At 62.2% G+C, this 13151-nt stretch carries 9 protein-coding genes and 1 pseudogene; 7 read left to right on the forward strand and 3 right to left on the reverse strand.

Annotated elements, in window-relative coordinates:
* The 5 genes and pseudogenes from X738_RS86375 to X738_RS73085 all read left to right on the forward strand — a co-directional run.
* Window positions 1-252, forward strand: a pseudogene (locus tag X738_RS86375) (hypothetical protein); the annotation flags it as partial.
* 147 nt (window positions 253-399) lie between these two features.
* A complete protein-coding gene (locus tag X738_RS73070; RefSeq protein ID WP_023802532.1) occupies window positions 400-2403 on the forward strand; it encodes a hypothetical protein in 2004 nt (667 codons plus the stop codon).
* A 1084-nt stretch (window positions 2404-3487) separates the two neighbouring features.
* Window positions 3488-5368 carry a type I secretion system permease/ATPase gene (locus X738_RS73075; RefSeq protein ID WP_441295560.1) on the forward strand — a complete coding sequence of 627 codons (1881 nt, stop codon included), beginning with the start codon at window positions 3488-3490 and terminating at the stop codon, window positions 5366-5368.
* Window positions 5369-5380: 12 nt separating this feature from the next.
* Window positions 5381-6718 (forward strand): HlyD family type I secretion periplasmic adaptor subunit, encoded by a 1338-nt coding sequence (locus X738_RS73080; protein ID WP_023802534.1) that lies wholly within the window; start codon window positions 5381-5383, stop codon window positions 6716-6718.
* Between the two features lie 23 nt (window positions 6719-6741).
* Window positions 6742-8430, forward strand: coding sequence for a GNAT family N-acetyltransferase (locus X738_RS73085; RefSeq protein ID WP_023802535.1), 1689 nt, complete (start codon window positions 6742-6744; stop codon window positions 8428-8430).
* Window positions 8431-8466: 36 nt separating this feature from the next.
* On the opposite strand, the gene X738_RS73090 is transcribed toward X738_RS73085, so the two are convergent.
* Window positions 8467-9147, reverse strand: a complete 681-nt coding sequence (locus X738_RS73090; RefSeq protein ID WP_023802536.1) for a DUF2161 domain-containing phosphodiesterase — start codon at window positions 9145-9147, stop codon at window positions 8467-8469.
* 134 nt (window positions 9148-9281) lie between these two features.
* The gene (locus X738_RS73095; protein ID WP_023802537.1) at window positions 9282-9578 is read right to left on the reverse strand and encodes a DUF982 domain-containing protein; all 297 of its coding nucleotides are present in this window, start codon (window positions 9576-9578) and stop codon (window positions 9282-9284) included.
* A 301-nt stretch (window positions 9579-9879) separates the two neighbouring features.
* Here X738_RS73095 and map point away from each other — a divergent pair, with 301 nt between their 5' ends.
* Together map and radC are read left to right on the forward strand one after the other, a co-directional pair.
* Complete coding sequence (map, locus tag X738_RS73100; protein ID WP_023802538.1) at window positions 9880-10707, forward strand: type I methionyl aminopeptidase; 828 nt, start codon at window positions 9880-9882, stop codon at window positions 10705-10707.
* Window positions 10708-10756: 49 nt separating this feature from the next.
* Window positions 10757-11521 carry a RadC family protein gene (radC, locus tag X738_RS73105; protein WP_023802539.1) on the forward strand — a complete coding sequence of 255 codons (765 nt, stop codon included), beginning with the start codon at window positions 10757-10759 and terminating at the stop codon, window positions 11519-11521.
* A gap of 45 nt (window positions 11522-11566) precedes the next feature.
* On the opposite strand, the gene X738_RS73110 is transcribed toward radC, so the two are convergent.
* Window positions 11567-13015 (reverse strand): MFS transporter, encoded by a 1449-nt coding sequence (locus tag X738_RS73110; RefSeq protein ID WP_023802540.1) that lies wholly within the window; start codon window positions 13013-13015, stop codon window positions 11567-11569.
* Window positions 13016-13151: the final 136 nt, after the last annotated feature.

Genomic DNA, 13151 nt, shown 5'->3' on the forward strand with positions numbered 1-13151 from the left:
AACGGCGGCGCAGCGACTGCGACCGGCGGCGCGGCTGGCGACGGCGGCGGCGGCGGCAGCTGGGGGTCGAATATCGGCCACGACCAGCACATTGAAGCCATAAGCCAGGCCAACGCCAATGGCACCATCGACATGAACGGCTTCAACCAGCAGATCGTGATGGGCGCCAACCTGCAAGGCCACTCGGTCGACATGACAGTAGTGGGCGGCAACCTCACCAGCTCGCTGGTTGGCGAAGACGACGCGACATAACTGGCATGGCCGGTTTCGCCGCGGCGAGACCTGCAAAAAAGGGACTGCGCGGAGGAAAACCCCGCGCAGTCTTCCCAACCAGAGAAGAGAAGCGCGACCCGGCAAGGGCGCGGATGATCTCGAAAACCGGAGGAAACTTCCGTGTATATGGACAAGATCACCGAGGCGATCAGCCACTTTGTGGGACTCTTTGAAATCACACTGGAGCAAGCCCGTCTCAGGAAAGCCTATGACGAATTCAAGGCGGCCCAGGCGGTCGAGGAAGAAACGCCGGAGCTTGCCAGTCAAACGGTCAACGTCGACGCAGGATACGATCTGGAGGATTTCGTTCCCTCCATCGAGTATTCGCCAGTTGCACCCAAACTTGTCCTGACGACACCCTGGTCGGATTTCCAATTCGCTCCTCCAGACATCCCTGCGATCCCGCAGCCGGACGTCGCCTATCCAGGTTTTCTGTTCCACCCGGACGCGCCGCCGATGGGGAGTGCGCCTTCACGCCTGATCCTGCCCCATATCGAGCCCCCTGGCTCGGTGGCGGTCCTTATCAATCAGGAGCTTCGGCTCTCCGATAACGACTATGTAGGCGCTGGCGGACATGGCCTGAAATTCTCTCCCGCAGCAGCGGACCATGCTGCCGAAATGGCAACCTTGCTGGGCGCGGCGGCGGATCTGTCGCCGATCGACGATCTGGAAATGCCGGGTTCGTCCGAGGAGATAGTGGCTGTCATCAAGACAGCCGGCGAACGGCTCAACGGCTATCCGGAGGAAACGGATGGCGAAGCCGATGTTTTCGTCGTCAAGGCAGACGTCATCGAAGGCACTTACGTCAATGGGCAATCCATGGACGAAGCGCCCAAGCTCGACGATCACCTCCCGGAGAAGCACCGTCGAGCCGAGGAGGAGGACGAGGACGAGGAAGAAGAGGCCGAGCAACCCTCCTACACGCCTGGGTCCGGAAGCATCGACATCGATGTTTCGGTCGAGCTGGAAGCCGGCGGCAATCTCCTCGTCAACAGCGTGGCGATGGCCAACAATTGGCTGCAGTCGCCGGTTTGCGCGGTGATGGGCGACCATGTCGAGCTCAACGCGATCATTCAGATCAATGTCTCGTGCGACAGCGACCTCGTCAGTTCCTCCATCAACGGTTGGGGCCTGAACGCCACCGATCCGACCCAAGGCTTCAATATCGCGATGTTCAAGCGCATCGATCCGTCGGCGGAAGCTGCGGCGTCGCAGGCCAAGCAGGGTGACTTTCCCAAGCACTGGGTTGTCACCGAGGTCGAAGGCGACCTGCTCATCATGAACTGGATCCAGCAATACACCTTCATGATGGACAATGACGTTTCCGTCCTGTCGTCATCGGGAGTCAAGACGCTGGTGACAGCCGGCGCCAACACGGCGGCCAACGACATTTCGCTGGACGAACTGGGCTTCAATTACGACCTGATCGTCGTCGGCGGAAACATTTACGACGCCAACATCATCCATCAGTTGAACGTGCTCCTGGACAACGACCTGATCGGCGCGGTCGATGGTTTCCAGACAACCGGCGAAGGCGCGGCCTCCACCAGCGACAATCTGCTTTGGAACCAGGCCAACATCGTCAATTACGGCGCCGCCGATCGCTTCGAGGCGATGTCTGAAGCTTATCGCAAGGCGTGTGAAAGCCTGCAGAACGGCAAAGCTGACCTTTCCGACATACTGGGCGACGGCCCATTCGCGGGCATCGGGGCGATTCGCGTGCTCTACATCTCCGGGGACATCCTCAATCTGCAATACATCAAACAGACCACCATTCTTGGTGACAGCGATCAGGTGGCCCTGGCCATGAATGCGCTGGCGCATCCGGAGGCGGACTGGACAATTTCGACGGGAACCAACTCGCTGGTCAATTATGCCTACATTGCCGACGTGGATTCCACCGGCAAGACCTATGTCGGCGGTGGCATCTATTCGGACGAGATCCTCATCCAGGCGGAGCTGATTTCCACCGGCCCTGATCTTGGCGGCCAGAATCCCGACGTGCTGGTGAATGAAGCGGTCGCTTTCCTCGATGACGACATGCTGGCGCCGGAAGCCTCTCAAAACGTGGCGTATCCCTCGCTCGTGCCTGAGACCTATTCCGATCCGATGCAAAGCGTTCTCGCGTGATTTTCGAACCGGGGTGGCAGCAATGACCGAAGATCGCGATCAAACCGGGCGCGCTTTCGCCCAAGAACCAGAATGGGATCGGCCGGATGACGGCGGCGAAGCAGTCGGGCGAAGCGAGGCGTCCATCGAGGCCGCCGAGCCGATCGCACAGTCTTTGTTTCGTCATAGCAAGGCGGTCGATCGTTCGGTAGAAAAACTGGACGATGTCGTTGCCGAATTGTGGCGCATAGTGGACGCCCGGCCAGCCGAAACGCCGACATCGCTTCGCGACGCGACGCCAGCCAAGGTCACCGAACAAGCGCGCCCTTCCACCGCGCCTTTACCTGGTGATAGAAGCGCTCAGCAACGCGAGGTGCAACCACCCTCCCCGCAAGCGAAAGCGCCTTCGGCTCCGCTGCCGGCCACGCCCACTCCTCCAGCCGCAGACAGCATGAGAAGGCCCGACCCGATCCGGCCACCGAGCCCTCGGATCTCCGAGCCGGCCCAGCGCGCCGTCTCACCAACGGAAGAACCCGCGCGCAAGCCCGAGCCGGAAATATTGGAGCGGAAGACGCCGAACGCGCCGAAGGACGNCCCGATCCGGCCACCGAGCCCTCGGATCTCCGAGCCGGCCCAGCGCGCCGTATCCCCAAAGGAAGAACCGGCGCGCAAGCCCGAGCCGGAAGTATTGGAACGGAAGACGCCGAACGCGCCGAAGGACGCGCCCGGCAAGCAGCACCAGCCGAGCGCGCGAGTAGAGCCGCCCACGCAGGAGATCCGGCCACCAAGCCCTCGGATCTCCGAGCCGGCCCAGCGCGCCTTGCCACCAAAGGAAGAACCGGCGCGCAAGCCGGAGCCGGAAATATTGGAACGCAAGACGCCGAACGCGCCGAAGGACGCGCCCGGCAAGCAGGACCAGCCGAGCGCGCGAGTAGAGCCGCCCACGCAGGAGATGAAGAACAAGCCGGTTCTGCCCNCACCAACGGAAGAACCCGCGCGCAAGCCCGAGCCGGAAATATTGGAGCGGAAGACGCCGAACGCGCCGAAGGACGAACCTGGCAAGCAGGACCAGCCGAGCGCGCGAGTAGAGCCGCCCACGCAGGAGATGAAGAACAAGCCGGTTCTGCCCGGCGTGACAATCGAGGGCGACCGCGGTCCCTTGCTTGCCCGGGAAGTGCCTGGCGGCGGCGGCCCGACCGGAACCGGCAAGGGGGGCGGCGGTGGCGGCGGCAATGGCGGCGGCGGCGCATTCCACAAGCGTCTCGGCCCAGTCGATCTCTCGGCAAGCCTCACAGCCGGCCTTCGCGCGGTCAAGAAGAACCTCATCGCGGTGATGATCTTCACGATCGCGACCAACGTGCTGGTGCTGGCGATACCTGTCTACCTCTTCCAGATTTCGGATCGCGTGCTGACGAGCCGCTCGGTCGACACCCTGGTGATGCTGACGATCGTGATCGTCGGCGCAGTCATCCTGCAGTCGGTTTTTGACGCCATCCGGCGCTTCATCCTCATGCGCACAGCGGTCGAGGTCGCCGCCCAACTGGGCGGACCAATCCTCAGCGCAGCCGCCAGGGCTTCACTGCACAGCAACGGGCGCGAATATCAGACGCTGGGGGATCTTCAGCAGCTGCGTACGTTTCTGGTGTCCGGCACGTTGCTGTCTCTTCTCGATGCGCCGATGGCCCCGTTGTTCATGCTGGCGATATTCCTGATCCACCCCGACCTCGGCTTTATCGTCGTGGCGACGGCGCTGCTGCTGCTGGCCATCACGCTCGCCAACCAGCGCGCAACCGCCAAGCCGTTCGGCGAGGCCAACACAAGCCAAACCAAAGCCAACCTCCACGTCGATTCGATGTCGCGCAACTCGCAGATCATCAACGCGCTCGCGATGATCCCCGAAGCCGTGTGGATCTGGGGCAAGGATACCGGCAACTCGCTCAAATGGCAGGTCATAGCTCAGGACCGAAACATAGCCTTTGCTTCTCTTTCCAAGGGCGTCCGGCTGCTGACCCAGGTCATAATGCTCGGCTGGGGCGCCTACCTGGCCATCGAAGGCTCGGTCACGGGTGGCATGGTCATCGCCGCGTCAATCATTGCCGGTCGCGCACTTGGCCCGATCGAGGGTGCGATTGAAGGGTGGAACCAGGTTGTGCAGTCACGCGCCGCCTTTGGCCGCATCAGTGCGCTGCTGAAGGAATCCCCGCTGAACTTCGAACGCCTGAAGCTGCCGCGTCCGGAAGGGCGCCTCGATGTCGAGCGGCTGCTGTTCGTGCCGCAAGGAACCAAACGTGTCGTGCTCAATGGCATCGGCTTTGGCCTGGAGGCCGGAGACTCGCTGGCGATCATCGGCAATTCGGGCGCCGGAAAAACGACCCTGGGCAAAATGCTCGTCGGCTCGATCCTTCCAACTTCGGGAAGCGTGCGGCTCGACCTGATGGACCTGCGGAACTGGGATCAGCGGCAATTTGGTGAAAGCATCGGCTACCTTCCCCAGGACGTGCAGCTTTTCCCGGGGTCGATCAAGGCGAACATCGCCAGAATGCGCGAAAACGTCGACGATGGCGCAATTTACGAAGCCGCCAAGCTAGCCGACGTGCACGAACTGATCGCCTCGCTCCCGCATGGCTACGAGACCTTTGTCGCCGCCGATGGCGCGCCGCTTTCTGGCGGGCAGAAGCAGCGTATCGCTCTGGCGCGCGCCTTTTTCGGCAGCCCGAAACTGGTGGTCCTCGACGAGCCGAATTCGAACCTCGACACCGCTGGCGAGTTGGCTTTGTCGCGCGCCCTGCAGCAAGCCAAAGAGCAAAAGATCACGATGGTGACGATCACGCAGCGGCCTGCTTTGCTGCAGACCGTGGATAAGATCCTGGTGCTCGTCAACGGCACCGTGGCTCTTTTCGGGATGCGTCAGGACGTGCTCCAGGCTTTGGCGGCGCGCGGCATGAGCCTCGATGGCGGCCATTTTGCCAATATTCAGGTCAAATGAGAGAGAACGGCCGTGAAGGAAATAGCCAAGATCGAAGACGCTCAATGGTATGGCGCCGTTCCGCGTTCCATTTGGAAGCAGACGACCGCCGGATTGCTGCTGATGGCCGTCACCTTCGGCGGATTTGGCACCTGGGCATTCACGGCACCGCTCGCAGCCGCGATCGTCGCGCAAGGAAGCTTCGTGGCCACTGGGCAGAACAAGATCGTCCAGCACCTCGAAGGGGGTATCATCAAGCAGCTTCTGGTTAGCGAAGGCGACCATGTCGTAACCAATCAGCCTTTGGTGCTGCTCGACGAAACGGCCGCGCGGGCAAAGGAACGGCAGTTGTTCTTCCGCCAGGCGCGCCTTGAAGCGATCGTGGCGCGCTTGACCGCCGAGGTGCACGGGGCGGAGACTATACAGTTCCCGGCCACAATAACCGAAAATCGCGACGACCCGGAAATTGCTTCGATCATGCATAGCCAGCGTCTCAACTTCGAGGGCTCGCGCACCAAAATGAGCAGCGAGATCCGATTGCTCGACCAGAACATCGGCGCCCTGAAGTTCCGGGCGGGCGGTTATGAGCAGTTGCTGAAAGCGGTCACGATACAGCTCGGTCTGCTACGCGAGGAGTATACCGGCAAGAAGACCCTGCTCGACCAAGGATTGATCCGCGCGACCGAGATCAAGGCGATTCAGCGCGCCATAGCAGATGCCGAAGGGCAGATGGGGCGGCTCTCAGCCGAGATATCCGAGACCGGCGCCCAGGTCATCAAGCACGAACAGGAGATGCGGCAGACAGAAAACGCCTACCGCCAGGCGGCGCTCGACGAACTCGAGGGCGTTGAAACCGAACTGGACAGCATCCGCGAACAGTCCCGCGAGGCGCAAAACGTGCTGCGCCGAGCGACGATCAATGCGCCGGTTTCGGGCACTGTCGTGCGGTTATTCTACCACACGTCCGGCGGCGTGATCGAGAGCGGCAAGAGCATCATGGAGATCTTGCCGGCGAATGTGCCGCTTATCATAGAAGCGCAGGTGCCTCGCACCGAGATCGACAATGTCAAGGTCGGACAAAAGGCGACGGTACGGCTGGTCGCGCTCAACGCGCGCACGACGCCGGTTCTGAACGGCGAAGTCTACTACGTCTCTGCCGACTCGCTCCCCGACGCTTCCGGTCCGACCGCAAAGGAGGTCTATTTGGCGCGCGTCAACCTGCCAGTCAGCGAACTGGCTCGCGTGCCTGGATTTGTTCCGACGCCAGGCATGCCCGCTGAAATTCTCATCCAGACGGCGGAGCGGACCTTTTTCAGCTACCTGTCCAAGCCGATCAAGGACAGCATGGCTAGGGCATTTAATGAGCGCTGACCGTAGAGGCGGGGGGGATATATATGCAGATCGACGTCTTGACACGCCCGGAAGAACTGAACGGGCTTCGCGACAACTGGGACGACCTCTACGCCAGGGATCCTGACGCGCATTTCTTCGTCTCGTGGGACTTTCTTTCCCACTATCTTCGACGCTTCGACGGTGAATGGTTCATTTTGGCGGCGCGCAAGGGGCCGCCGGGCTCTCCCTATGTCGCGCTTCTGCCGCTCCGGCTGCGCACCAGCATGAGGAAAAATACCGGCGAAATCTACCATGAAGTGTATATGGGGGGAAACCTCGCAGCCGATTATACCGGCATCCTCTGCGCGCCGGAATACGCCTACCGGGCAATCGCGGTTTTCGCGAAGCATCTGAAGACGATGCATTGGGCCAGCCTGCATCTGGAAAACCTGCGGATGTCGGAACGCAGGATAGGCTGGCTGATGGAGCAGCTTTCCGACAATCGGCTGACGATGCGTCGAATGAGGCGCGTCAACCAGGTTGACAATGTTGACAACTGCATATGCCCGGCGATCGACCTCCCGTCCTCATGGGAAGATTATCTTCTGCACAATCTCAGCGCTAACACCCGCCAAAAGATGCGGAGATTTCTCCGGAAGCTGGAGAACTCTGACGAGTTTCGCATAACGCATGCCGACGCCTCTACCATCGAGCGCGATATCGACATTCTGCTCGAGTTCTGGCGCATCAAGTGGACGCCGCGAAAGGGGAATCTCGTTCCCGGCTTGGTCAAGAGCAACCGACTGCTTTTCAGGCAAGCTTTCGAACGGGGCACGCTGTTTGTGCCTGTGCTTTGGCACGGCGACCGGCCCTTGAGCGCTCTCGCGATCTTCCTCGATCCGGTCAAGAAGAGCATGCTGTTCCACATGGTCGGGCGCGACGAGACGGCCGACATGCTGCCGTCGGGACTGGTCCTGCACGGTTATTGCATCCGCCGCGCGATCGAGAACGGTTTCCGGACATATGATTTCCTGCGCGGCAACGAACCTTACAAATATTCCTTCGGCACCCACGAAACCGTCCTCAACTGCACTCTTGTGCGGACCAAAACCGGCCGGAACCTTGGCGACCAGCTGGACAGGCGATCCTTGGTCGGCGCGTTGCAGCAGGCGGCCGGCCTCCACAAGAAGGGTTGGGTCATCCAGGCCGAAAACATCTATCGCCAGATCCTGAACACCGAGCCGACGCATGATCAGGCTCTGTACGGACTCGGTCACGTTCTGGGCACCAAGGGCGATCACCGTCAGGCTGCGGAATGCTTCGGCGCGCTTGCGGCCATGTCGCCGCAATCTGTAAACGCCTGGCTTTGCCTGGGCATTGCGCAGCAGTCGCTAAACGACCACTCCGCAGCCATCGAGTCGTTTGGGCGAGCAACGGACCTCAATCCAGGCCTCATTCTGGCGCGTTATGCCCTGGGCCGCAGCCTTCTCGCCCTGCAGCGGACGGATGAGGCGGCCCAGGCTTTCACTCTGGTCCTCGAGAATGGATCGCCCGCCCCCGCGGAAACCGCCCTGCGCGCCAAGGCCCGGCGACAATTGCAGCAGTTGAGGACAGCCAAGCCGCTCTACATTCTAAAGAAACCTGAGCGCGAGAAGCCCGTCATCCAGCCGTCGCTGCCGCTGGGGCTGACCACTCTGCTCACGGTTGCGCGGCCGGCAACCGTAAGCCGCTCTACCTCTTCTGTCACTTGACGGGGGCTTCGTTGTCTGCCTGCCGCTGCAAGTCGCTCAAACGACTCGTGCCGCCTCGTCAGAAGCCGATTGAGGCCAGCGCTGTAGCGCAGCACGGCCAACGTCGGTAAGCGCATAAACGCCGCGCTCGGCCCTGGCGAACCAGCCATAGACATTGTGAAGCAGGATATTGGCGGCGCGTGGCGAAATGGTTTTCAGATCGCGCGGGCGTTTTGGGCCGTCGACCATGGCAGCGGCGCAGGCCAGCGCGTCCTGCCGGTAAGCGGTCATGACCGGCGTACGCGAGCCGCCGCCGACTACAGGGTCGCCGCGCCGGCGCCGATGCTCGTCCACCAGGCGCGATCTTCGCCTCGGGTCTCGCCGGGGCGGCAAGGCGGCCGGACTGAGCAGCAATTCGACGTTGCCGGCGGAGCCAACCCCGAGAAGGCCGAAGCCGAGCCGCCGGCACAGCGCACGGAACCGGCGATCGTGCTCGCGGCCCTTGCCTCGACTTGACATCCTCGCCGCGAGCCAGACCTCATCGCATGACGCAGCACGGTCAACACCTTGAAGAATGAGTTCGAGGTTGAACTGCAGCTTCAATTCGCAGATGACGAGCACGGGCGGCTCGCCGTCACGCAGTCCCACGACATCGCAGCCGCCAACCTCGCCTTTGACAGTGAAGTCCAGACTCTCAAGAAACCGCTTCACCGGGATGTAAAGAGACGTTTCCTGCATGCGCGACGCATAGCCGATTCGTGGCTGGTTGGCACAGCATCACCGACAGGCGTTGCCACCGAGGGCAGATTTGCCACTCGTCAACACACGGAGCCATGCATCAAGCAGTTTGCTGGGACTTACCCACTCAGCCGTTAAGCCCTCAGCCCCCTCGCCTCGCCTCCGCGCTTGCGCGGGACCATCACATCCCTGGCCAGCAGGCGGCTCACCCGGCAGAATGTCATGAACGCCCGGCAAGCCTCCTCGGTCTCGACCAGGTCGACGGTGGCGCCGAAGCAGGCGTTGAACGCGGCCTGATAGACTGGGCCCTGGCGGCGAACCGGCCAGCCTTGCAGGAAATCCAGCGCCTGTTCGACGCTGTATATTTCCTCGACCGGCAGGCCAGGCGCGGTCGTGATACGCACCGGCACCTCGAATTGCAATCTGTCCATTCCTGTCTCTCCAGAACGCGCAGCAACGCCGCTCGCCGCAAAAAGTTGCTTTGACCCGCTTTCCGCTCAGGCCCCGCTTCTTGCCCAGAAACTTCTTGCTCACAAAATATGTCGTCAGTGCGGACGAACGGCCCGGCATGGGGCCGGACACGCACAAGATGAAGCCGCAAAGCATGAATATCGCCGGCTTGAGCCCAATCGCCGGCAGTTCGTCCTTGAACCTGGCGCCGTCCGGTGCCAAATCTGGGGGACTTTTCTCGCGGGCTCAACAGAAGCCCTTTCACCCGGCAAGACGGACACAATGGTCACCTATCTCGACGCCGCCACGGCACCGCTCAGAAACACCGGCCAGATCCGCCTCTATGGCGAAGAAGGCTTTGCCGGCATGCGCAAGGCCTGCGATCTCACCGCGCGCTGCCTCGACGAACTGGTGTCGATCGTCGCGCCGGGCGTCACCACCGAAACCATCGACCGCTTCGTCTTCGAGTTCGGCATGGATCACGGCGCATTGCCGGCGACGCTCAACTATCGCGGCTACACCAAGTCGTCCTGCACCTCGATCAACCACGTCGTCTGCCATGGCATCCCCGACAGCAAGCCGTTGAAGGACGGCGACATCGTCAACATCGATGTCACTTACATCCTCGATGGCTGGCATGGCGATTCCTCGCGCATGTATCCGGTGGGCACGATCAAGCGCGCCGCCGAGCGCCTGCTCGAGGTCACGCACGAATGCCTGATGCGCGGCATCGCCGCGATCAGGCCCGGCGCCCGCACCGGCGCCATCGGCGCCGCCATCCAGACCTATGCCGAAGCCGAGCGCTGCTCGGTGGTGCGCGATTTCTGCGGCCACGGCGTCGGCCAGCTCTTTCACGATGCGCCGAACATCCTACACTATGGCAGCGCCAGCGAGGGCGTCGAGATGCGGCCGGGCATGATCTTCACCGTCGAACCGATGATCAATCTCGGCCGGCCGCACGTAAAAGTGCTGTCGGATGGCTGGACGGCGGTGACACGCGACCGCTCGCTATCGGCGCAGTACGAGCACACGATCGGCGTCACCGAGACCGGATGCGAGATTTTCACGCTGTCGCCAAAAAACCTCGACCGCCCCGGCCTGCCAGCATAGTGTTTGCGCGAGGGCCGGATCTTTCCGGTCAAGAAAATGCGGGCGGCCTATGGGAAAGACCAGCGACGATGACGAACGGATCTTCTTTCCCGAAACACCGATAAAACCGCTCGCGAAAGCCAATTCGGTCGATAAGTCGCCCGAAAAGCCGCACTATCTCGGCCATCGCGACCGCTTGCGCCAACGGTTTGCGGCCGGTTCCGACGCCCTCCCCGACTACGAATTGCTGGAGCTCTTGCTGTTTCGCCTGATCCCCCGCGCCGACACCAAGCCCGTCGCCAAGGCATTGCTGGCACGCTTCGGCACGCTGGCCGAGGTGCTTGGCGCCCCCGTCGCACGGCTTGAGGAGGTCAGCGGTATCGGTCCGGCAGTGGCACTCGATCTGAAGATCGTTGCCGCGGCCGCCCAACGCGCGGCGCGTAGCGAGATCAAGGGCCGCGAGGTCCTGTCGTCCTGGACACAGGTTCTCGGATACTGCCGGTCGGTCATGGCCTTCGAGGAGCGCGAGCAGTTCCGTATCCTGTTTCTCGACAAGAAGAACGCGCTGATCGCCGACGAGGTGCAGCAGGTCGGCACCGTCGACCACACGCCGGTCTATCCGCGCGAAGTGGTCAAGCGGGCGCTCGAACTCTCCGCCACGGCGATCATTCTGGCGCATAATCATCCGTCAGGCGACCCGACGCCGTCGCGCGCCGACATCGAGATGACCAAGCTGGTCATCGAGACGGCCAAACCGCTCGGCATCGCCGTCCACGATCACATCATCATCGGCAAGAAGGGTCATGCCAGCATGAAGGGCCTGCTGCTGATCTGACGCCCTGTTTGGACAAGCATCGGCCCCAAAGCGTCCGGTCTCGTGTCATGACACGCCAGGCAGCGACGGGCGTGCCGCGAGAACGCGGCCTCCGACCGCAACGACGAGCGCGACGATGATCAGTATTGCCGCGACTGCAAACGTGATCCGCATACCGGTCGCGATGGCGTCGGGCCGCGCCGTTGCGATGTCGATGGCCTCTGAGGCGAATGCGAACACGGCGCCCATGACGGATGCGCCGGTGATGAGCCCGAGATTGCGCGACAAATTGAGCAAGCCGGAAATGACGCCCCGCTGGTCCGGGCGGATATCCGACATGACAGCGGTGTTGTTTGCCGTTTGAAACAGCGCATAGCCAGATGTGATGAGGGCGATCGGGGCGATGTAGCCAGGGATGCCCGATATTGCCGGCATCACGGATAGAATGAAGCAACCGGCGGCTATCGCGATAAGCCCAATGACGGTCATGCGCCCAGCGCCAAAACGGTCGGCTATGCGACCAGCCGGCACACCTGTCAGCGCGGCGACAAGCGGACCGACCGACATGACGATGCCAACAACAGCGGCGTCGAGCCCGAGCGCACGAGACAGATAGAACGGCCCGACCACCAGTGTCGCCATCATCACCGTCGCCACGAGCGCGCTCGTGGCGAGGCTCGCGCTCAACGTCGTATTGCCGAAAGCGGCCAATCGGATCAAAGGCGACGCCACTCTCGCCTCGACAAGCACAAACAAACCGGCCGCGAAGACTGCAGCCACGAATAGAGCCAGGTTGAGCTGACCAAAACTGCCACGCCCGATCGTCATCGCGAGCGCATAGGCGCCAAGCGTCAGGGCAAGCAGCAGCGTGCCGACAACGTCGAAGCCGGCCCGATCCGTCTTCGGCTCCCGGCGATCAACCGGCAGATAGCGGTAGGCGAGACAAAATGCCAGCAAGCCCAGTGGCACGTTGACGAGGAAGATCGCCCGCCAACCGGCTCCGGCAATCAGCAGACCGCCGAGCGAGGGACCGAGAGCGGTGCCGATCGCCGACATCGTTCCGAGCAGCCCCATGGCGCTGCCGGTCCTTGCCTTCGGCACCGTCTCACCGACAAAAGCCATGGTCAGGGTCATCATGATGGCCGCCGCCAAGCCTTGGGCCGCCCGGGCTGCAATCAGCAACCAGAGCGTCGGCGCGACGCCACACAGGACCGAGGCCACCGTAAACAGGAACAGCCCGGCCAGCAGCAGCCGCCGGCGACCGGTGATGTCACCTAGTCGCCCGACGCTGACGATCAGGGTGGTGATGGCGAGGAGGTAAGCCAGCACGATCCACTGGACCTCCTGGAACGAGGCGTCGAACGCCTGCGTCAACGTCGGCAAGGCGACATTGGCGATGCTGATGCCGAGCGAGGACAGCAACATCGATAGCGAAAGGCTGGCGAGCGCCCACCGAACCGCAGGTGCCCGTTCTGGATTTTCGGCGACTGCCCGTCCTGCATCGATTGGCTTCAACATGAACTCCGTTTTCTGGCGCGACTCCCGAAACGGAGCTGGCAGACAGGTAGTCCTTTGCTTCAGATGGCGGAAGGCGCATCATTTGCACGTAATCATTGCGTTTGACGCCATGTCAGATCGTGCCGGCCATGCT

This window comes from Mesorhizobium sp. L48C026A00 (assembly GCF_000502375.1).
Lineage (GTDB): Bacteria > Pseudomonadota > Alphaproteobacteria > Rhizobiales > Rhizobiaceae > Mesorhizobium > Mesorhizobium muleiense.